Origin of the sequence: Halorubrum distributum JCM 10118, from assembly GCF_000337335.1 — an archaeon.
GTDB lineage: Archaea > Halobacteriota > Halobacteria > Halobacteriales > Haloferacaceae > Halorubrum > Halorubrum distributum.
Map to the genome: position 1 here is coordinate 15,248 of NZ_AOJN01000001.1, position 21,354 is coordinate 36,601.

The following is a 21,354-nucleotide window of genomic DNA, read 5'->3' on the forward strand; positions in this document are numbered from 1 at the left end:
ATCGACCTTCTAAGCATCTCTACCGTGAACTCCCAATTTGATTCACACACCGCAAACCGAAAGACCGCAGTCCATCAACAATGTGCTACGCAAAGGCTAACGGAGTCAGCGAGTGTCAGCTGTGCCGTCGAGTTTCCACCGCTATCCCAGTGAAACGCCGCGTGTCAGCGACCCTCCGAATTTCTGTCTTGAGAAATGCTTGAATAGTGTTATTATCCAGCCATGGTTGTATTGGTTCATGAACAGTGAAGCAAGCATCCACGTGCTTCATGTCGACGATGAACCAGACTTCGCTGAGTTAACTGCGGAGTTTCTGAAACGCGAGGATGATAACTTCACCGTCACGACAGCGACGAGCGCCAGTGAGGGGCTAGAACACCTTTCTTGTGGCGACTTTGACTGTATCGTCTCTGATTATGATATGCCTTCACAGAACGGTATTGAGTTTCTCAAATCTGTCCGAGAGAACTCCCCTGACCTGCCATTCGTGCTGTTTACGGGCAAGGGTTCTGAGGAGATTGCTGGTGAAGCTATCTCCGCTGGCGTGACTGACTATCTCCAGAAAAAGCGTGTGGCTGACCAGTATACTGTATTGGCGAACCGACTACGAAACGCCGTCGAACGATATCGTGCAGAGAAAGAGCGCAAACGGCAGCGCAAAGCCATTGAAACGGCGCAAGAAGGAATCAGCATCCTTAATGAGAACGATGAGTATATTTACGTCAATCAGGCCTACGCAGACATCTACGGATATGACCCCGACGAGATGGAGGGGGAACACTGGGAACTGGTCTACCCCGACAGCGACACAGCGATCGTACGGGACGTTATCCTGCCGACGGTTGCCGAGGACGGCTACTGGAGCGGAGAGACGACTGGGCTCCGGGCCGATGAGACGACCTTCGTCGAGGATCATACCGTTGCCCAGACGGACGCCAGTGAGCTAGTCTGTTCGGTACGGGATCGCTCTGTGGAACAGGAACAGGAGATGGCACTCACTCAATTTCGAACACTCGTCGAGACTCTCAACGACCCGGTCTACGTACTTGATGAAACAGGACACTTCGAATACGTGAACGACGCGTTCATCGAACTGGTTGGGTACGAGCGTGAGGAAATTATTGGAGCGTCACCAACACTAATCAAATCATCGGAGGTGGTCGACCGCTCGAAAAATCACCTTGGGCGGATTCTCTCGTCGGACGGTCCCGACAGCATACAGTTTGAGATCGAGATTCTGCCCAATCAAGGTGAGCCAATTCCCTGTGAGGATCACATGGGCGTCTTACCCTACGAAGGGGAGTCTTTCGAGGGGTCAGTTGGGATTTTGCGTGATATCAGCGAGCGTAAAGAGCGCAAACAAGAGCTTGAGCAGACAAATACTGTTCTTCGCACAATCGTCGAAAATCTGCCGATGGGCGTACTCGTTGAAGACGCTGAACGTGACGTACTCATGGCAAACGGCCAGTTGGGCGAAACACTTGGCGTTCCGATCGACAGTGAGGAAGTAATTGGACGCGACTGCGCCACAGCAGCTGAAGAATTTAAATCCCGATTCACCGACCCAGAGGCGTTCATCGAAGTGATTTCCGAGCGACTTGAACACCGGGAGCTGGTTCAAAACGAGGAACTCCAACTCACAGATGGCCGCGTGGTAGAGCGTGACTACGTGCCGTACACCCTACCCGAAGGTGAAGCGAACATATGGTTATATCGTGATGTCACGACTCGTAAGCAGCAAAATCAAGAACTTGAGCAGGCCAACGAGTTCCTTTCACAGACCCAGACCGTCGCAGACGTCGGTGGCTGGGAGCTTGACCGCCGAACAGAGTCACTCCGATGGACCGATGAAGTCTACCAGATTCACGGCGTCAACATGGACTTCGAACCAACAGTCGAGAACACAGTCGAGTTCTATCATCCCGAAGATCAGACAACGATTCAGGATGCCGTCGAGCGAGTGTTAACTGACGGGGAACCATGCGACTTGGAGTTACGCATCGTCACAGCTGACGATGAGGTGCGATGGGTTCGTACCCGTGGCGAGCCTTGGCGTGAGGATGGCAAAATCGTTGGTGTGCGCGGCACGTTTCAAGATATTACTCAGCGGATAGAACGCCAACAGAGACTAGAAGAGTTCGCCAGCGTTGTGTCACACGATCTTCGGAACCCGCTGAACGTTGCTACCGGACATCTTGACTTGGTGGCCGACGAGTGTGACAACGACCATCTCGACAGTGTCCGCCGAGCACTAGAGCGGATGGAGGCGCTGATTGAAGATCTTCTCATTTTGGCTCGGGATAATAAAGAGGTGAGTGACACTCAGCCGGTTGATCTCGCGACGATAGCTGACAGGTGCCAGGAGAACGTTCAGATGGAGCAGGGACGCGTAATTACTACCGTCGATCGAACCGTGTGGGCAGATAGCAGTCGTCTCAAGCAAGTATTTGAGAACCTGTTTCGAAACGCGGTTGAACACGGTGGGCCAGAAGTGACAGTGACGGTCGGAGAACTAACCGACGGGTTCTATGTTGAAGACGATGGGGCAGGCATTCCGACCGACGAACGCAACGCTGTCTTTGAGCTCGGCTACTCGCAGTCGGCAAATGGAACTGGGTTCGGACTGAATATTGTCAAACAGATTGTCGATGCTCACGACTGGCAGATTCGCGTTACGGACGGGACGGACGGTGGAGCACGGTTTGAGATCACGAACGTTAATTTCGTGAATAAATAGACGTTAAACTCTTGTGTAACACATTGCTGATGGACTGTAGTCTGGCGATTTGCGGGTGCGTGAATCAAATTGGGGGTCCACCAGTAGTTGAGACTGGCTCTTTCAATACATAGAGCCCAAGCCAGTTGCTCGATTTGCCGACAAGCCGTATGATACTCAGGACCCCCCGCGCACGAACTCAGAAGTCACACGGAGGAAAAGTACGACTGACCGAAGCGGAGCAGGTCTCGGTCAAATTCGTCCGGGTCGTCGACTCGAAAGTGGAAGAGCTGATTTCGCATATCCCCGATTTCAAGCACTAACTCGCGGATCACGTCCTGTTGATCATCAAAGAGCGACTCAAATTCCCCCCAATGAATCGAGATGAATTGGGCATAGTGTGCGTAACTGCAATGCTCGATCGACGCTGGCGTTGGCAGTGGGTGTTCCTCGTCGAACGTTTCGGCTAGCTGCTCCGACAGCGCATCACCGAACACTCGCGTGAAAATCTTGCGCAACTGCATCTCGATGGACTCGATCAACAGAAACGGCTCAAGCATCTGTTTCAGTCGTGTCAGGAGGTCGTAGTCGGTTAGAATCCGCCACTCGTCGTCTCGATCGACCACGATGTACGTGTATTCTGCGAGTGCATCGAATATGGCCAGAAGGTTCTCATCCTCGCTGATGGTGTGTGCATCTTCGACTGCTGCGCCGACCGAAATCTTATCGAGCGTTTTGTGTCCGACCTCCAGTTGATGGAATGCAAGGAGAGTCCGGACGACTGATCTGTAGGTGACAATCCCGACCAACTCGCCGTCGCGTTCGACACCGATCTGTGTGTAGCTGTGATCAGACATCTGACGGAGTGCCGATTCGAGCCCGAGATCGTATTCAACCGTCTGGAGTGTATTCCCGATAGGTAGGTCAGCGATTGTGTACACGGATGCTTAGAAGGTTGGCCCGTAGCTAACTATGTGTTTCCGTCTGTATCCAAATGACCGCTGTGTCCACGTAGTATTTGATGTCTCTAGGTGTTGGTCGGTAAGATGCGTCTCGGCTTCTGTTCACAGATATGGAGACAAACATTGCTATTAGCGGGCTATTCAGTAGTCCGAGAGACTTGATTGTTCATGTGGCTGTCNCTCGGCTTCTGTTCACAGATATGGAGACAAACATTGCTATTAGCGGGCTATTCAGTAGTCCGAGAGACTTGATTGTTCATGTGGCTGTCTGCCGGTGAGAACGTACGATGCAATAGTTCTAAAGAACTCTGCGAGGAGGACAAGCAGTATTGGGCCAAGAAAAATCCCGTAGAACCCGAACGCGATCGGTCCGAGAATATAGGCAAACATCAGTAGGCCCACATGTGTCCGGTTGCCGCTCACATACGGGCGGATTAGAAAGTCAGGAATCGTATCAACGACTACGAACGCCAAAACGAGAAACAGGATCACGAAGCCGAACGCGCTTGCCTGACCACTGGTGACAGCAGCTATCGCGAGAATTGCTCCGACAGGGAGGTACACAATTTTCATTCCCACAACTGGTATTAAACTTCCTGCTCCTGTGAGTGCGCCGACTAGGGGCGCAAATGGAACGTTTACTGCTCCTGGTGCAACGAGATTATATCCAGAAAAGACAAGAATTCCGATGATACCGGTCACAAATGCGTTTAAGATATTACCGAAGAGGATGGAAGACAGTTCATCATCAACAGCTACCGCGTATGACCCGACAACACCTGATTCATCAAAATTGTCGAGAAACCAGTCTACAAGTCGTGAGCCGTCAGTAAGCATATAATATGTCCCGGCCAGAAGAATGAATCCATGGAGTGCTGCGTTTGCGATGAACCCGACTGAACCGGTCAGCGTAGCAACCATTTGTTCGACCCATGTCTGAACTGCGGGGTCGTTGAGGATTGCTACGACTTCCTCAGGACTCAGCACAAGTATGTCACTGATTTCTAGCCCTACGAGTGGACCCGGAAGTCCACTTCCTTGTGCCGACTGTAGTGCAGACAGATATGCTACACCAGGNAGTGGACCCGGAAGTCCACTTCCTTGTGCCGACTGTAGTGCAGACAGATATGCTACACCAGGACCATCCCCGCCAGCGAGCCGTTGGATTTCGGGTACTACCAGTACAAGGGTGTATGTGAGCAAAAAGAGAAACGGCAGTAGGAAAATAGCAATTGTAACCATGGCAAGAACTTGACGGCGATAGGGAACGCGATGGCCTTGGAGTCGCGACGGAAGCGAGAGGCTCTTGAGTTTACGATAAATTGGGCGGCTTGCGTAGTAAAGAAAGATTGCAAATATGAGCGTTGCCTGAAACTGGATTAAAACAAAAACGACCGCAGCTACTAATCCTAACCCTCCAATTCCAAAGAGAATCCGCCGTCGTAGTCCTGAGCTATATTCCATTTACTTACTAATTGCCACATTACAAGAAAGGTATGTTGGTGTGGGGTGGGTGACTTTTTGTTCGGCAGGACTCAAGATTCTATTCCTCTAGCAAGTCCTATGTTGAAATTCCCCTAGGCGATATACTCTGATCAGATGTCGATTAGTACTGAGGTCATACCAAGCGAATCGGTGGCGAATTTTTTCAGCAATCAAGCGTGTGAATATTCACTAGCGTCGATAATTCATGGCTGAAAGATAGACGTGACGGGCAAAAGTGCGCCTGTCTGGCGTGTTGTAAAGGCAATCCATATCTGAGGGGCGGACCGAATATGAGTATGAATTCCGACGAATCCGCTTCGGAAGCCACAGATGGAAACTCTGGGGCTGAGATTGACGGAGTCGATCCGTCTGATTCCGAACTTGACGTTCTGGAAGGGGACGCTATCGGGGGTCGGCTGGGGCGGTTGCTCCGTAGCGGGCGGACGAACGCGTTGGTCGCGTGGGCGATGGTGACGGTGCTCGCGGGAGTGTTCGTTGAGAGCCTGTTCGACTTCGACCTCCTCCCGATGGCTATCATCGCCGCGATGATCATTGTTGTGGCCGCACCGGCGGTCGCGGCGCGAGACCCGAAAGTGATGCTCCCATGGGAGGTGCTCGGGCTCGCGCTGTTGCCGGTTCTGGTGCGTGCGCTCTTCGGGGGAGAAATGGGAACGTTCGCAGCGTATCTCGCGATCGCCGCGTTCGCGCTGATCATTACTGTGGAACTTCAGATGTTCACCACGCTACGCGTGACACACTGGTTCGCCGTGGTTTTCGTCGTGATGACGACGCTAGCAACGGCGGCGGCGTGGACGGTCCTACGATGGAACGCCGATCGGATGCTCGGTACCAACTTGCTGACGACCAACGAGGCGCTGATGATCGAGTGGCTCTACGTTACGCTGGCCGGGCTCGTCGCCGGGATCCTCTTCGACGCGTACTTCCGGCGGCGCGAAGCATATCTTCGCCGAGCGATAGGGTGGGTGGTGCGCCGATGAGTGTTCAGGGCACCCCCCGGGATCACTCGTCGCTTCGGACGCAGCGGCGGATTACGAGGGTGATGCAGGTTCTCTTGGTCGCTATCGTCGGCTACGGCGTGGTGTTCGGCCAGCCGAAGGCGATCACCAATGGTGGGATCGGTCTGTTCGTCACGTTCATTCCGGCGCTGCTTGAACGCAACTACAACATTCCTCCCAACCCATGGCTTGGCGTGTGGATTACGTCGGCGGTGTTCCTCCACACGCTTGGATCGGCATGGTTCTATGCGCTGATCCCGTGGTGGGATCACCTCACGCACGCTCTCTCGGCGTCGCTGGTCGCCGGCGCAGGATACACGACGCTACGAGCGATTGACCTCCACAGCGATAAAGTCGAGATCCCAGCGCGTTTCGCGTTTGTGTTCATCTTTGTGGTGGTACTCGCGTTCGGCGTCGTCTGGGAACTGTTCGAGTTCGCACTTGACATTGTCGCCGCCAAGACCGGGATCTCGATGCCGCTCGCTCAGCATGGGCTAGATGACACAGTTCTCGACCAGATGTACAATTCTGTAGGGGCGTTGATCGTGGCGACATTCGGACAGGCGCACCTCACTGGAGTCGCGGCGCGGATCCAAAAAGGTCTCTACGGGGCGTTAGACGAGGATTCGTGAACTACCTCGGGGACAAGCATCGAGGCATCACCGTTTTGAGTTCGCATTGCCACTAGTAGGTGAATTTAATTTCATCTGTCTTTCCCCAATTGAGGTCGGCTGGAATTGACACCCGAAACACTCGCTGTGTCCGTGGAGGTCGGTCGTTCTACCACGGCCCGACAACCCCCGTCGCACCGCAGATAGATTCCGGGGTCAACATTGGTCACCTCGTCGCTAGTGGTTCTGGATCGATGGTGGTGGGAGTGACAAATTGTAATCGCTACTCATCACGCCTGTATACCGCACGAACCTGTTGAATGTCCCACTCAGCCAAGTCAACGTCAGGGCGAGTCTGATACTCATACGATCGAACGCGTGTGAGTGATATTACGGAAGAGGTGGGAATCAGTACTAGTACGTTCTACCAGTTTTTTTGATTCGAGAGAGCAACTGTATCTTGTTGTGCTGGTCTCTGAGTGCGATCAGTTATTTGAAGATATTGAAGCAGCAGTCGGTGAGGTGGAGACGTCACAGGCGGAAGCTGAAATGATCCTGCGGACGACGCTTGAGCAAGTCCGATCGAACCCTCTTATCAGACGTCTGTTTGTGGAGGGTAAGATCCGACGGATCGACGAGTTGTTGAATGGAACAAACTACGATGATGCTACGGACACAGGAGACGGCAATAACACGGGCACGATTAGTGAAGGCGATAGCGACAACACACCCGACACAGGTGTCGAAGCAGATTTCCGCGTGTTACCGCAGCCGGAGGCATGGGTTGCGCGCGATGATGTCCGGATAGACGATCCGGACATCGTACGAGGACTCCTACGGTCGCTGCTGTTCGTCACGCAAGCCCGGGACACACCTGTCGTCCTGAACGAAACCTATGATGAGGTTGAGGAGGCACTAATCGACACGGTTATCACTGGATTGTTCGCAGATGAATCGATGTCTTCTACTGTCTGATTCGGAAATTCGGGTGAGTGAACGGTGAGTATTCGCCTACCGCTCTCAGCGGTTATAAAGGAATCTCACGCTGAATGCCACGCATTTCAGGGCGTGGTAGATTACAGTGTGGATCTGTCAGATGTCTATATAGTTAATTGAGTGCGTCGTAATTAGTAGCTCAGCTCTGTTAGTCGTGTCTCGTTACAGTCACATCGGCCAACGCTCGCAGACGCGTTACATCGACGGTCTCTGACAGGGTGTCGAGAGCCAGAGCAGCCTCATCTCGCCGCTGTTCTGCATACTGACGGAATTGTGACTCATCGAACGTGGGCGGGACAACCATCGCCTCGGTTGGATCCATATCGAGCACGTAGTTGATCTGTCGGGCGGTACTGAGCCCGCGACCGAGTCGTTCGCAGTGTCGGCGAACCGGTTCGTCGACACCAGCCAGTGTCGCTCCAAGGGCCGCCGCACCTTCACCGAGACTCCCCGCAGTGTCATCGAGAAATTTCGCTTGGTTGTGGTCTGTGAATCCGGCCGCGGTGTAGGTGCGCGCAAATGCCTCCGTGACGGTTTCGAGAGCTGTCGTCAGTATCTCGAAACACTCACTCGACGAAGAGTCGGGTCTTGAACCGAGTGACGAAAATGCCGCTGTATACAGGTAATCCCCGGCCAGCAGTGCTGCTGTCGGATCCGGCGTAAGCGAATACGCGTGTTTATCAGTGAGAGTGAGGAGTAGCCGATTTCGGAGACGAACGTATCCCCGGAGTAATTCGACCGCGGCGGCGTAAGGAAGGACATCCGCAAGGTCCTGGTGATCTGACAATGAATCGTATACGGTCACCACCAACTGTCCGTACCATCTGTCGGGGCTATCGTCTAGTACATCGTGAACGAGCGGAAGATTGGCCTCGTCCCCGGTGCTGAGCACCTGTTCAAAGTGGCGCTCGATCTGTGAGGGGTGAACAGGCTCTGTGTCAGTCATCGGTTTCAGTCATCACCTGCTGCTGTCTCGACACTGGTCTCGTCGAGGTCGACTTTGGATTCGGTCAAGTCACTCTCGCGCCACGTGCCGCGCCGGTACCATGAATAGGCGATGATCGCTCCAACGACGTTCGAAATCGCGAACGACAGCCAGATTCCGCGCTCACCGAGCGGTCCAGAGGCGATCCATGCAATCGGGAACCGGATAATCCCGAGCATCAGCACGGAGATCCCCGCCGCGGTGAGCGTCTTGCCGGCACCGCGGAAGCTGCCCGTATAGGCTCGCATAACCCCGATGAACCCGAAGGTCAACGCGACGTAGCGAAGGAACTGCGCGGCGATGTCGACGACCTCGGGGTCGGTCGTGAACACGTCGGCGATAGGTGCCGCGACGAAGAAGACAACGACCCCCGCGACTGTGAGGACGGTGAAGAGCACTTTCGACGCCAGCCCCGCCGCTTTTTCGACACGGTCCGGCTTGTCCGCACCCATATTTTGGCCGGTCATTGTCTCTACTCCCCGAGCAACCGCGATGGCGGGGAGGAAGATAACCGAGAAGACCCGCGTGCCGATACCGTAAGCAGCGACGACCGCGTCCGGAAAGAACGCGACAATGAACAGGAGCAGGTTCATCGACAGCGCTCGACCCATCCCCTCAATCGAAGCAGGTAACCCGATCCGGACGAGGCGTCGCAGATAGGAGAGGTTCGGAACCATATCACGGATGTGGATCTGGACGCCGCGTGTCCCACGGAACATGACTGCAAGGCCGACGACCAGCGCGAGCCCGCGGGAAAAGACAGTTGCAAGTGCCGCACCAGTAATACCGGAACCTTTGTAGCCGGTTACGGCGAATAGCGTGGATTCGAGACCACCAAGTCCGAACATCCCGAAAACGGGGTTGTTCTCGAACCCGAAGATTAGGAATGGGTCGATGACGATATTCAGGACGACCGACCCGAACATCACCAGCATCGGGGTGATGGTATCACCGTACCCTCGCATTAACGCGATGAACACCGCGAAACCGAACATAAACAGCAGCCCCAGTGAGATGACCTCCATGTAACTCGTCGCTAGCGGCAGGACGTCCTGTGACGCGCCCATTACTGCGAGGAAGTCTTCGATGGCGAAGTATCCGATGACGCCGAGGATCACCGACGCGATGACTGCGAAGGTCACGGTTTGAGACGCCGCGTACTCGGCTTCCCGCTCCTCGTCAGCGCCCGTGAACTGGGCGACGAGGACGCTTCCTGCGACTGAAATCCCCATTCCCAGTGAGATAAGCAGGAACACCATCGGGAACGCAAAACTGATCGCCGCTAGTGCATCGGTGCTGTACTGGCCCAGCCAAAACGTGTCCGCCAAATTGTACGCGGTCTGGAAGAGGTTCGTGACGACGATCGGCATCGAGAGAAAAAACAGTGGTTTCGCGATTCCACCCGATGTGAGGTCGAACTCTTCTGGGCCCTTGAAGAGCGAACCAATACGGCTGAACAACCCCATTACCGTCCAACCTCCGGTTGCTCGTCGGCGAGGAGATGTCGCTCGATGTATCTGGTCATCGTATCGTAGAGCTGGTCAGAGGACTGGTTGATTGTGACATGGCGAGTCTGTGCGCCGGTGATTGTCGTTGCGAGGAATTCTGCGTCGCGGGCCGGCTCGATGTCGTCGGCGAACTCACCGTCGTCCATGCCAGCCGCGAGTATTTCTCGCAACTGTTCGATCAGGAACTCATCGAAGTCGGTGAGACGTTCCTGTAGAGTCGAATTGTACGGGGCCTGTGCCTTCAGTTCGAGCATTGCGGTTCGGAACTCTCTCAGAGGCGGCTCAGCGTCGGTAGTCAGTAGAACCTGAAGGAGCTCTTCAAGCTGTTCGTTGGGCGTATCTCCCTCGGGAGAGTCCACTCGGTCGGTAAATCGCTCGTACAGGTCGTCGAGGAAGGCAACGAACAACTGGTCTTTTGAATCGTAGTGGTAGTGGATGGACGACTTGCTGGCGTCTGCTTCGGCAGCGATATCCTGGAGTGTAATATTTGCGTAGCCATGCTCGCAGAGGGCACGATACGTGGCGTCCAGGATCTCGGTGGCTGGGTCGTTTGCCATGTAGTCGATATCATACTTACTAATCGGTTAGTCAAAAGACTTCGGGAGTACAAAACTCAACCGGGAGCTATCGATACTTCCGTCCAACCTAACCGCTACGGGAGGATATCGAGCCAACGGTTCTGACGAGTGTGTCAAAACTGTTATTGGGAGCACGACGAATATTCTACTAATGGCCGACCCGCCGGACCGGACTTCGTCAGATTCTGACGAGGAGATTATGCGTGCGACCTATCGCGCGCTTCGCGACCACGGATACGCAGATCTCACGATCAAACGTATTGCCGAGGAGTATGGCAAATCGACCGCTGCCGTTCATTACCACTACGACACGAAAGATGACCTCCTTGTCGCGTTTCTGGATTATGTCCTTGACCAATTCGGCGAGACGATACATGAGGTTCAGACAACCGCCCCCGAACAGCGATTAGAACTTCTACTCGACAAACTGCTCGTTGCTCCGGAGGACCACCACGACTTGTTGATCGCAATGCTGGAGATGCGGAGTCAAGCGCCGTACAAGGAAGCGTTCGCCGACCGATTCCAGCAGAACGACGAGTACGTCCAGTACCTGCTTAGGACCGTGATTGATCACGGCATTAGTGAAGACATATTCACTGACGTTGACTCCGAACACGTAGCACGGGCACTCATGACCATCGTCGACGGGGGGCGCACTCGAGCAGTCGTTCTGGACGAGACTGAAACGCTCGCAACGGCCAGACGAACCGCGGACGAATACGTGAACGCAGTCCTCAGAGCTGACACAGGCGGAAGCGAAGATACATAGAACAGAGAGGCAGGTGAACTACCCTACCCTACTCGCTCACGGTTGACGCCGTTCGCTCCTTGAGGGTAGGGCTTCCTGCTTCCACGACGCGCTTTGCAGATACAGGCGTGTCCACAGGGAGCGCAGTCTCCACAGGCGTTGATTCGGAGTATCCCACTCCTACGTCTTCGAGGCCGCGAGAAAGGATGTTCCACGCCGCGTTCGCATCTCTGTCCGCCTCAAACCCGCAGGCGGGACAGGAGTGTTCACGGACCCACAACGGCTTGTCGGTCGAAACGCCGCACGACGCGCACGCCTTGGTCGTCCCTCTCGGGTTGACCGCGACGAAGTGCGTCCCTTCTCGCTCACACTTGTATTCGAGCAACGAGAGGAACGTTCGCCACGCGGCAGACGCAGTATTACGGCTGTTCGACGGAGTTTCCATCATCTCCTTCACATTCAGGTCTTCGACCGCCACGAGGTCGTATTCCCGAGCGTAGTACGCCGAGAGCTTGTGCAAGAAGTCACGGCGCTTCCGTCGGAGGTCGGCGTGACACTCCGCGACTCGACGCCGTTGCTTCTCGTAGTTGTTCGACCCGTGCTGTTTGCGCGAGAGCTTCCGTTTCTCGCGCTCCAAGCGGTCGCGTTCGTCTGAGAGGTCGAGCGACCCGACAGCCGTGCCGTCGGTGTCGTGGGCGTACTTGAGAATCCCCACGTCAATACCGACGCACTTCTCGGGGTTCTCAGACGGTTCGGGCGGTTCGCGGTCCATTTCGACGCCGAACGTGGCGAACCACTCGCCTGTCGGTTCTTTCTTGATTGTGACCTGTTTGAGGTTCGCGTCGTCGGGGATGGCGCGGTGAAGCCGAATCGGTATGTCCGCGAGTTTCGAGAGTGACAGCACAGTCTGACCGCCCTTCTTGTCGAGCTTGAAGCCAGACTGACTGTACGTGAAACTGCGGAACTCCCGTGGCGGCTTCCACTTGAGTTGACCGACGGCGTAGCCGTTCTCCTTGAGTTTGGAGAGGCCTTTGAGGTTGTCGAACAGGCGTTCCACGACGGTCTGGAGAACCTTCGAGTACACGTCCGAGAGGCCGTCCCACCACTTCTTGAGGTCGGGAATTTCCGACCGTAGGGTGGTCATGGACGGCAGATCGCCGTGTTCGTCTTGGTACTCGTTGAGACGGTAGAGCGTGTGGTTGTACAGTTGCCTACAAATGTCTCGGTGGCGGTCCAACTCCTCACGGTGGGCGTCGGACGGCTTGAGACGGTACTTGTAGGCGTAGTACATGACAATCTACTCCCGCTGGTCTTCGACGTACTGTTTCAGCACATCCAGCGATACCTGCCCCGTCGAGATGAGGCAGTACGAGTCGTTCCAGAACGAGTCGCCCCACAGTTCGGTTTTCAGTTCATCCTCGTACTCGTTACGGATACGGCGGGCGGTCGCGCCCTTGACCGTGTTGATGAACTTCACGAGGTCTGTGGTGGGTTTCGCTCGGAAGAGGATGTGAACGTGGTCGTCCTCGCCGTCGAGGTTGGTCACTTCGACACCGTAGTTGTCCGTGAACCCGCGGATGACCTCGTGAATGAATTGGGTTCGCTCCTCGGTTAGCACTCCGCGCCGATACTTCGTGGTGAGTATCAGGTGGTAGTGCAGGGAATACGTCGAGTGTGCTCCCGAGTCGAGGACGTACTCCATTGGGTTCGATCAATACTATACTACCCTACTGCAAAAACGTTGTGACTGCGTGGGTCTGTAGGCCTGCTACCGAATCGTGTATGAGAACTGTGCGGCGCTGTATCCCCTCCCTGCTCGCACCTCCCATTCGGTCGGCACTCGCTGAGGAAGGGGGCTTAGCGCGGTCGTGTTAACTTAAGCATCGGTTCCAGCAGACGGCGAAGGCTCGGAGCCATGATTCTGCCGCCGTCGGCTCCGCATTTCTGAATGTATTTGAAAATGAAGAGGTTCTGCGTTTTACTTCTCTAAAGATACGTTCGACAGCATTCCGATTTCCATGACGAGTAATTTGAAATCGGAGCGAGGTACGTGAGAGCGCAGCCGTGAGATGTCCGCCAGCATCAACCAGAAAGAGCGCGTCGTCAACGTGGTGTTTCTCTCTGAGATCGCGGAGAAACACCAAAGTAAATTGTTGGTTTTGAACGGGAAATACGTCAACATGGAGGAATTCGTTTGTACGAGGATCTACGGCGGCATACAGCCAGAATCGGTCTGAGTCGATCTGAATCGCAGTCTCGTCGACCGCAACGCGATTCGGGCTCGCACCGTCAGCTGGCTGTAGATCGGCCTTTTGAATCCAGTTGTGAATTGCTGTTCGACTTCGCTCGACACCCAACCTCTCAAGATACTGTTTGGTATTCGAAAGTGATAGGCCAGCAAGGTGGAGCTGAATACCGGTTTCAATGATCTCGTGGGGTGTCCGCTCTCGCTCCACAAACTCCAAGTCGATCCAATCAGTACAGACGTCGAGGCGGTTGGATTCGGACATAGAGCATTCGAAATACCAACCGCCTCGTTCTTAACTTAACATCGCCGCTTAGCGCCTACTTTCAGCTAAATACAGGACCCGAAGGGTATATTCTGGTTTTTGAATTCAAGCAGAGGTTAGGATAGCACGAGCATATGGTTCACCGCCACTATACATTACCTAGCATACAGTATCGTATTGAGTCTGCGGTAAACGGGGATTGGGACGGGAACGTCATCGTATACCAAACGTACCTCTGACCTCTCTGTCGATGATTCGTTGATTTGTGTTTCCGAAATCCGGCTTTGTTGAAATCCTCATTAGGAGATACATTTTGACTGGCTATCGTCAATACAGAAAATACACATCTCGTGGTCAGTCTTGATCTTCCTGTAACTTGTTACAAGAGGTGTATCAAATACAGAGAATGGACCACGTATCGGATCTGTTAAAATTCTCTACTAGTGAACTCCCAACTCATATGCGGTCAATACAAGCTGCTCGATGGCACGGAATCCTTGTGATCTCTTGTGCCCTATCTCCTGTTTCACGCTCTCTAAGGATAGCAGCGTTTCCCTCGAGTCAATTGCGCCTATCAGATTTAACCACAGACTCGCCGGCAGATTTATAACGATCAATACTTTAGTTTAGCTCGAGTGGTATGTATGACCACACCAATCAACGCGGAAGCGGAATCGTACTCCCCCCCGGACCACAACAATAAGACAGGTGAGAATCTGGTCTGGCCACTCCTTGAGTGTCTGGGTGGAGGCATCTCAGCTGGGGTTGTCTTACTGCTCTTGCTTCCGATGTTGGCAGATGTGATGAGCCCGCTTGGAGCGTTGGCCTCGACAGGGCTGGTCATCACAGTATTGTTCCTATGGATGTTATTGTGGACACTCACCGCAGTAACCCGCAAACGGGTTATCGGTGAACAGTCCCACTAATTGTGGTCGCTCAGCTGTGGGTACGCCATGTAATATTTTTTGACCGGTTGATTCGCACTCTTCAGTGACCGGGTGTTTCAGGTGAGAAATTGTCTGAAGAATAGGATTTCAACAGAGCCCTATCAACATATTCTTACAATGGTGTACGGACGGTGCTGTCCACTCAGATCCACGAACGCTTCCACTGATACAAGAATATGAACGTCGTTAGTTGAGGGCTTGGTGGTACGGTTTGTGCGCGATAGTTTTGCGGAGTTCAGCAATCGCGTTACGATCAGCGGTACTAGCCGCCTCCATCACGGCAATCACTTCTCGCCGTGATATCTTCACACCAGACTCGGTGAGTGCGTCCTCAGGGCGGGTGTGGAGTTCCCTGATTGTTCCCACGCCTAGCAAATACGGAATGGACCACGCGGCCATCGTATTACCGTGCGTGAGTGGCATCGCCTCGATGTACGTTTGGGCGTCATCGAGGAACGTCCCCGCGTAGGAGGCCGTCCGTTCGACAACGTTCGCAGCTGGTTCTCGATTGTCGGTGCGGAGGATAGACTCTTGATCGATCCCTTCGTCAGCGAGCCACTCGGCCGGGAGATAGACGTTGTTTTCCTCTGTGTAATCGTCGTACACGTCCTTCGAAACGTTCACCATCTGTAAGAGGAGTCCAAACTCGTCCGCTGTGTCGTACAGCCTTTGAGCGCGTTTCTGAGAGACGTTCCCCCGGGTGAGCAGATTCGTAATAAGCCTGCCGACGGTACCAGCAGCGTAGTAACAGTATTGTTCGAGTTCGGAGCGATCGTTGATACGGAGTCCACCAGTGTCTGCGTAGCGCTCAACGAACATCGCCATTCCGTCAACCATCTCCCGGACCAGCGGAATGACGGCCGTCTGTACGGATTCCGGCTGGTTAGTGAATGTCGCCCAGATTGTCGGAGACTGAGCGACGACGGACCAGTCGGCGCTGCGGTCGGCTGACGGTGGCAACCAACCGTCGACCGCTGCCCGGAACTCGTTCATCGTCCCGTTACTGGCGGGATAGAGCGCAGCATCGAACGTTCGTAGGAGCTTTACTTGCGATTCAGGTGAGACATGACCGGCGTCTTCGATGGTATCGGCGACGCGACATAGCAGATACCCCAGGCAGATGTGCGACGACATCGGCTCTTCCAGTACCTCAACGGTCAACGCGAAGGTACGCGAGACGTCCTGTACCGCTTCGTGACACCAGGCGATATCTGGCTCAGGAGATGGATCGGTCATCATTTTGGGAGCTTATACCGTAGTGAGGAAATAGACCCAGAACAGAAACCCAAATCCGCCGAGCCCGGCCATCACGATAGGCAGTACTGTTTTCTCTTGGGTATCGTATAACTTGTACCCGCAATACACGGCGAGGAGGCCAAACAAGGGGATAAACACGAGCGAGAGTATCGCCGTGATCATGCCAACGACGACATAGAGACGCCCCTCTTCGTTCCACACCTGTATCGTATTTTTCAACGAATTCTGTGACTCACTCATGGTTGCTGAATACCTGGCCTGTACACACTTACTAACTAATTAGTCAGGTATACTTAACTCCCTCGGATACTCTTCGCGAATGCCGTGCGAATCCACGATACTACCCAGACTATAACCCGTGGATTATCAAAGGAGATGTGCGAACACTCGTGTCTATGCTCTCGTTCTTCCTTGTCCCGCTTCAATCTAGCACGGAACTCACCGAAACGGTGGCAGTAGTCGCTGCAGCAGTCTTCATCGGCGCTGTGATCTGGTACCTCGGGAAGCGCCTGAAGACCCGACTTCGAACGGAGAACGCCGAGGTCGTCCGGGCGGGACTCCTCCTGATGGTGGCAAGCGTCGCCGCCGTCGTCTTGGTGCTCCGATGGAACGCGGCTGGGACCGCACTCTCGGTTGTTGGTGTGCTCGAATTCGGTATCGAGGCTGGTGTCCGCCTCCTGCTCACGATACTCCAGTTCATTGCCGCGTACACCGTTACCCGTATCCTGAAGCGGTTTCTCCTCGGCAGTGGCAGTTCGAAACACCGCGTAACGTCTGACCACCAGCGCCGGGTCGGCTACTACGTCAGTCAAGTCGTGATCTACGTCGTCGCCGTGTTTGGAACGTTCTCGCTGTGGGGTGTCCAGCTAAGCGATCTTCTGTTGGGAGCCGGCGTCCTGGGTATCGTTCTGGGGTTTGCAGCCCAAGAGACGCTCGGATCGATCCTCGCTGGGTTTATTCTCATGCTTTCGCGGCCCTTCGCCATCGGAGACTGGGTCCGAATCGGCGATCACGAAGGATTCATCACCGAGATCACCATCAACAACGTCCGCCTCCGTAATCTCGACGGTGAACACGTCGTGCTCCCGAACGAAGCCGTGAACAATCGAACCATCATCAATCGCAGCATCGAAGGGAAACTTCGGCTCCGGGTGGAAGTCGGGATCGATTACGACGTTGATCCCGACCATGCCGAATCTGTCGCTCTGGAGGCGCTCACGGAACTCGAGGAGATCATGAGTCAGCCCGCCCCGCAGGTACTCCCGGTTCGGTTCGACGATTCGGCCGTGATACTCGAACTGCGATTCTGGATCGACAAACCGACCCCACAACGGAAATGGCGAGCTACCCAAGTAGTCATCCACAATGTCAAGGCCGCGTTCCGACGCGAGGGAATCAAGATTCCGTTCCCGCAACGTGAACTTATGGGGAGGAAAGAGACTGGTGGCTTTCGAGTCGTTGACGACGAGTTGAGCGGCCAACCTGAGGCGGATTCACACTCGCCGACCTCATCGACAGATCGATCCGAGTGAGCGGGAGCAGTGTCCCTTCCTCGGTCACCGATTTCCTTCGAGTGGAGTTCGTGCCTCGGCGATCGCGTCCGCACGACTGAGATTTGTCACCCTATCTCCCCACTTGAGTCACGACCGGCACCTCAGTTCGGAGTCGATGTACGAGGCCAGCGAGACGCGTGCTGCCGCCGCGGCGCTTTTGCGGTCTGTCGTCACGCGACCGTACATCGCGCCGTTGACCGTCGCTAGGATATGCTCCGCGACCCGCGACGGGTCGACATCACGGAAAGTGTCGTCGTCGATGCCGCGTTCGACGATGCTCCGGACGGTGGCTGCCAGTCGTTCATCGATCTGCGTGAATTGCTCGCGAAATACCTCGTTCGTCACGGCTTGGGAACGGAGACCGACTAGCACCGCTTGGAGCTGTCGTTGCTCCTCGTCGGGCTGAAGCGGGAGGAGCTTCTCAATGACGTGCTCGAGATCCTCTGGCGGTTCGTCGCCTGTCTCTGTCTCGATCGTCTCTTCGAATCTATCGACGGCGAACTCGAGAAACGCGACCAGAAGGTCGTCTTTCGTGTCGTAGTGGTAGTAGATAGCAGCCTTCGATTTATCGAGTTCGTCGGCGATTCGGGAAATCGACAGGTCGGCGTAACCGTGCTTGAGTAGTGCTCGATAGGTGGCTTCCATAATCTCTTCTTCGGCGGTGCTCCAGTGCTGTTTGGGTGAATCAGAAGCCATAGTCAGTCCGATTGGTTCTCGTCGATTCGTTCCAGTTTGGAGACGTCGACAACGTTGAATTCGGTTGTACACCAGTGGCAGAATCCGAGATCGGGATCGACCGGCTTTCCGCAGGCAGGGCAAGCGGGAGATTCATCAGCCCCTGTTGATCCGACAGTATTGTTTGCTTGGAATCTATCGGGTTGTCTTCTAACTTTCGCGATGAGATACGCGTCAAGGACACTAGCGGCACTGATCAGGACTATCGGGAGAATCGAGAATGGATCGGTTAGCGTACCCGAACTAAGCGCGGATATCGTTGACTCGGGGACAAACAGAACTGAAGCAGCAACGGTGAGTCCTAGCCATCCAAGCGCTCTCAGCCAGCGCCGGAGGTAGAAGTGGCCAAGTCCGGTGACCACTGTTCCCAGAAGCGCAGCGAGTAGTGGATTGTTGCTGAACGAGACTCGTCCCATACTATTGACTAAACGTTCGGTAGGTGTTAAAACCTTCGTCTAACTGGAAAAGGCCATTGACAGAGGCACGATGAGATGCACTCTATATATCCGAGTAAACTAGTTTTAAGCGGTATACCCGGCAGATAGAGAATTGTGGCTGAGAATATTGTCAGGTTTGAGGCGGCCTACTCTCACGTGAGATGAGGGGAAAGATTGATACTTACCGAACGTTCAGTATGTGTTGTGGCGCAACCCGAAGCGCCCGAATACACAATGACCGATGAATCTCGGCCCGCTGACGAATTGACAGCATCGTGGCACGGCCGCTACCTAGCTCGCTGGGGCAATGATACACCCCTCTACGAAGCCGTCACCGACGCCGTATCAACCGTTACCGGCGATGCCCGTTCGGCAGTCGCCTCCCGCTACGATCGGACGCATGCGTTCGCGCTCAGTCAACTGTTCGGCGGAGCTGACGGATCGTCGACGCCATCGACTGGAGTGGTCAAGTTCGTTCTCTCCGAGTGTGTCGTCTCTGTTCACAGTGACGGGCAGCTCTTGGTCAGCCTCGCTGACCGTGAACGTAACGCAATTGACTAATCACACACATATGCAACGACTCACCGCGAACAGCAGACCCGATACAGAATTGACGGCCGGACTCGATCGAACAATCGTCACCCGGAGACTGAATCGGGTTGATAGACCAGCCAACGCCGAATCTGAGTATACTCCCGAGACCACCTCTACAACATAACACACATGAGACATATTGGACTTAAAATACGGATGGCCGTCGTCGGTACACTTCTCGCGGGATTCTACCTCGTGGCCGTCGCCGCAGCGATAGTCGCGTTCGGCGAGGGCATCCTCCCGATTGCTATCGTCGGCAGCATCCTCTTGATCGGAATCCAGTATAAAGTTGGCAAGTGGGCCGCGTTACGGAGCGTCGGGGCCGAAGACCTGTCTGAGACCCAATACGCAGAGATTCATCAGTTCGTTGAGCGCGTCTGTCGAGAGAAGGAGATGAAGAAACCGTCGTTGAAAATCGCCAGTATGGGCGTTCCGAATGCGTTCGCGGTCGGTCGCCGCGGAAACGGAACCGTGGTCATCTCTCAGGAACTCATTCAACTGCTTGACCGAAGCGAGCTCGAAGGCGTCATCGCCCACGAACTCGCCCACATCGACAATCGCGACGTCATCACGATGCAACTCGGTCAAGGCATCGCATCCATCGTCGCTATCGTTGCGCAGTACATCGTGTTGTTCACTGGCGAGAACGACCTCGCGGATTTCTTCCTCGCGGTCGTCGTCGGGAACATCGTCCAGTTCGTCGTGATGATCTTCGTGCTCGCGATTTCCCGGTACCGCGAATACGTCGCCGACGCCGACGCCAGGGATGTCATCGGGAAGGGCGAACCACTCGCTCGCGCGCTTGAGAAAATTCACCAGGGCAACCAGCAGGCCCAACAGTCGGCTGGACGTGCCCAGCGCAGCCCTGGGTCGGCTAATCGGCGCGGCCGCGGGCGGGGGAGGCAGCGCTCCCGCGACGCGAACGTTGATCAGCAGGTGAGCGCACTCTGTATCTCCAGCTCTGACCGTGGCTTCCTCCAACAAATTGTCTCCACGCACCCGCCCATGGAGAAGCGTATCCAGCGGCTCCGCTCGTAGATGCCCGGGGTCCGCGAACTCCTCGCAGTCGTTCTCGGCGTCCTGCTCGGCATTATGTTGATTGTCGCCCCACAAACAGCACTCCGACTGTCCGTATTCGTTGGCCCGAACCGTCGACGTCGTGGTGACTACGGCACAGACAAGCACGACTCGCTTTCCGACCAGTGGACGTGGCTCATTCGTGGACTCGGTGTCGTATGTCTCGCTATTGCGCTCTTTATCGCGTATCAAACGTATGCCTGACTGGTCCTAACACATCACTATCTCTATAGCTCCAGAGAAACTCATCGATAAGAGATACTGAGGTAGTGAATATGACGGTAACCCCGGAGTCTCGTCGGGTGGTCTTCCGACGGATCGCAAGACATTCGCATACTGATTGGCCGGCGTACGATTCGACACCGTTGTACGATCGGACGTCGCTTGCTGGTCTAGAATCGGACGTTCGTATCGTCTCTACAACGTGGTTCAGACACGATGATCATACCTCCGTCGAGCAATTCGTCTGCTCGCTCCCGTTGGCCTGTGCCATCTTTGACGCCGAGGATCGCTACACCGGGCCCACACGATACGAGATGTCTACGCTCTTTCGGGTGTTCGTACTGAAAGAACTCCACGGATAGGAGTACGAAACAGCTCTCGTCGACTACTTAGAGAACCGTCCTGTACTCTGTGAGC

At 54.8% G+C, this 21,354-nt stretch carries 20 protein-coding genes and 1 pseudogene; 8 read left to right on the forward strand and 13 right to left on the reverse strand.

From position 1 onward, the window contains the following. Window positions 1-238 precede the first annotated feature (238 nt). Window positions 239-2,737, forward strand: coding sequence for a PAS domain S-box protein (locus C466_RS00055; RefSeq protein ID WP_004595446.1), 2,499 nt, complete (start codon window positions 239-241; stop codon window positions 2,735-2,737). Window positions 2,738-2,922: 185 nt separating this feature from the next. Here C466_RS00055 and C466_RS00060 read toward each other — a convergent pair whose 3' ends face one another. Both C466_RS00060 and C466_RS17530 read right to left on the reverse strand, forming a co-directional pair. After that, window positions 2,923-3,657: a CBS domain-containing protein gene (locus C466_RS00060; protein WP_049908307.1), complete on the reverse strand. Its 735-nt coding sequence runs from the start codon at window positions 3,655-3,657 to the stop codon at window positions 2,923-2,925. A gap of 252 nt (window positions 3,658-3,909) precedes the next feature. After that, the gene (locus C466_RS17530; protein WP_049911494.1) at window positions 3,910-5,142 is read right to left on the reverse strand and encodes an AI-2E family transporter; all 1,233 of its coding nucleotides are present in this window, start codon (window positions 5,140-5,142) and stop codon (window positions 3,910-3,912) included. A gap of 317 nt (window positions 5,143-5,459) precedes the next feature. Between C466_RS17530 and C466_RS00070 the strand changes: the two genes are divergently transcribed. Next, window positions 5,460-6,161, forward strand: coding sequence for a hypothetical protein (locus C466_RS00070; RefSeq protein WP_193366031.1), 702 nt, complete (start codon window positions 5,460-5,462; stop codon window positions 6,159-6,161). Beyond that, the gene (locus C466_RS00075) at window positions 6,158-6,811 is read left to right on the forward strand and encodes a hypothetical protein (protein ID WP_004595442.1); all 654 of its coding nucleotides are present in this window, start codon (window positions 6,158-6,160) and stop codon (window positions 6,809-6,811) included. The genes C466_RS00070 and C466_RS00075 overlap by 4 nt, the downstream gene beginning before the upstream one ends. A 185-nt stretch (window positions 6,812-6,996) precedes the next feature. Here the strand turns inward: C466_RS00075 and C466_RS17195 are convergent. Then, a pseudogene (locus tag C466_RS17195) lies at window positions 6,997-7,154 on the reverse strand (RNA-guided endonuclease InsQ/TnpB family protein); the annotation flags it as partial. Between the two features lie 101 nt (window positions 7,155-7,255). On the opposite strand from C466_RS17195, the gene C466_RS00080 reads away from it, so the two are divergent. After that, window positions 7,256-7,765 carry a hypothetical protein gene (locus tag C466_RS00080; protein WP_004599428.1) on the forward strand — a complete coding sequence of 170 codons (510 nt, stop codon included), beginning with the start codon at window positions 7,256-7,258 and terminating at the stop codon, window positions 7,763-7,765. Between the two features lie 169 nt (window positions 7,766-7,934). Here the strand turns inward: C466_RS00080 and C466_RS15585 are convergent, their stop codons facing one another. Genes C466_RS15585 through C466_RS00090 form a run of 3 tightly spaced genes read right to left on the reverse strand, consistent with a single transcriptional unit; the run spans window position 7,935 to window position 10,836 of the window. After that, window positions 7,935-8,732, reverse strand: coding sequence for a polyprenyl synthetase (locus C466_RS15585; RefSeq protein ID WP_050022934.1), 798 nt, complete (start codon window positions 8,730-8,732; stop codon window positions 7,935-7,937). A 5-nt stretch (window positions 8,733-8,737) separates the two neighbouring features. Continuing rightward, entirely contained in the window at window positions 8,738-10,237 is a 1,500-nt protein-coding gene (locus C466_RS00085; RefSeq protein WP_004595441.1) for an MATE family efflux transporter, read from the reverse strand. Further along, on the reverse strand, window positions 10,237-10,836 hold the full coding sequence (locus tag C466_RS00090; protein WP_004595440.1) for a TetR/AcrR family transcriptional regulator: 600 nt from the start codon (window positions 10,834-10,836) through the stop codon (window positions 10,237-10,239). The genes C466_RS00085 and C466_RS00090 overlap by 1 nt, the downstream gene beginning before the upstream one ends. 172 nt (window positions 10,837-11,008) lie before the next feature. On the opposite strand from C466_RS00090, the gene C466_RS00095 reads away from it, so the two are divergent. Further along, window positions 11,009-11,626 carry a TetR/AcrR family transcriptional regulator gene (locus C466_RS00095; RefSeq protein ID WP_004595439.1) on the forward strand — a complete coding sequence of 206 codons (618 nt, stop codon included), beginning with the start codon at window positions 11,009-11,011 and terminating at the stop codon, window positions 11,624-11,626. A 28-nt stretch (window positions 11,627-11,654) separates the two neighbouring features. On the opposite strand, the gene C466_RS00100 is transcribed toward C466_RS00095, so the two are convergent. The 5 genes from C466_RS00100 to C466_RS00115 form a co-directional block, all read right to left on the reverse strand. Then, window positions 11,655-12,896, reverse strand: coding sequence for an RNA-guided endonuclease InsQ/TnpB family protein (locus tag C466_RS00100; protein ID WP_004595438.1), 1,242 nt, complete (start codon window positions 12,894-12,896; stop codon window positions 11,655-11,657). A gap of 6 nt (window positions 12,897-12,902) precedes the next feature. Next, the gene (gene tnpA / locus C466_RS00105; protein ID WP_004595437.1) at window positions 12,903-13,307 is read right to left on the reverse strand and encodes an IS200/IS605 family transposase; all 405 of its coding nucleotides are present in this window, start codon (window positions 13,305-13,307) and stop codon (window positions 12,903-12,905) included. A 169-nt stretch (window positions 13,308-13,476) separates the two neighbouring features. Next, window positions 13,477-14,115 carry an IS6 family transposase gene (locus tag C466_RS15590; protein ID WP_004595436.1) on the reverse strand — a complete coding sequence of 213 codons (639 nt, stop codon included), beginning with the start codon at window positions 14,113-14,115 and terminating at the stop codon, window positions 13,477-13,479. Between the two features lie 1,133 nt (window positions 14,116-15,248). Further along, complete coding sequence (locus tag C466_RS00110) at window positions 15,249-16,301, reverse strand: phytoene/squalene synthase family protein (protein WP_004599432.1); 1,053 nt, start codon at window positions 16,299-16,301, stop codon at window positions 15,249-15,251. Window positions 16,302-16,310: 9 nt separating this feature from the next. Beyond that, window positions 16,311-16,559 carry a hypothetical protein gene (locus C466_RS00115; RefSeq protein ID WP_159369607.1) on the reverse strand — a complete coding sequence of 83 codons (249 nt, stop codon included), beginning with the start codon at window positions 16,557-16,559 and terminating at the stop codon, window positions 16,311-16,313. Between the two features lie 155 nt (window positions 16,560-16,714). Here C466_RS00115 and C466_RS00120 point away from each other — a divergent pair, with 155 nt between their 5' ends. Continuing rightward, window positions 16,715-17,851 (forward strand): mechanosensitive ion channel family protein, encoded by a 1,137-nt coding sequence (locus C466_RS00120; protein WP_004595433.1) that lies wholly within the window; start codon window positions 16,715-16,717, stop codon window positions 17,849-17,851. A 108-nt stretch (window positions 17,852-17,959) separates the two neighbouring features. Here the strand turns inward: C466_RS00120 and C466_RS00125 are convergent, their stop codons facing one another. Together C466_RS00125 and C466_RS15595 are read right to left on the reverse strand one after the other, a co-directional pair. Beyond that, complete coding sequence (locus C466_RS00125; RefSeq protein WP_004595432.1) at window positions 17,960-18,568, reverse strand: TetR/AcrR family transcriptional regulator; 609 nt, start codon at window positions 18,566-18,568, stop codon at window positions 17,960-17,962. Window positions 18,569-18,570: 2 nt separating this feature from the next. Beyond that, a complete protein-coding gene (locus C466_RS15595) occupies window positions 18,571-19,023 on the reverse strand; it encodes a zinc ribbon domain-containing protein (protein ID WP_004595431.1) in 453 nt (150 codons plus the stop codon). 225 nt (window positions 19,024-19,248) lie between these two features. Here C466_RS15595 and C466_RS15600 point away from each other — a divergent pair, with 225 nt between their 5' ends. Both C466_RS15600 and C466_RS00130 read left to right on the forward strand, forming a co-directional pair. Continuing rightward, window positions 19,249-19,605, forward strand: coding sequence for a HalOD1 output domain-containing protein (locus tag C466_RS15600; RefSeq protein WP_235271273.1), 357 nt, complete (start codon window positions 19,249-19,251; stop codon window positions 19,603-19,605). Window positions 19,606-19,794: 189 nt separating this feature from the next. Then, a complete protein-coding gene (locus C466_RS00130) occupies window positions 19,795-20,676 on the forward strand; it encodes a M48 family metallopeptidase (protein ID WP_004595430.1) in 882 nt (293 codons plus the stop codon). Window positions 20,677-21,354: the final 678 nt, after the last annotated feature.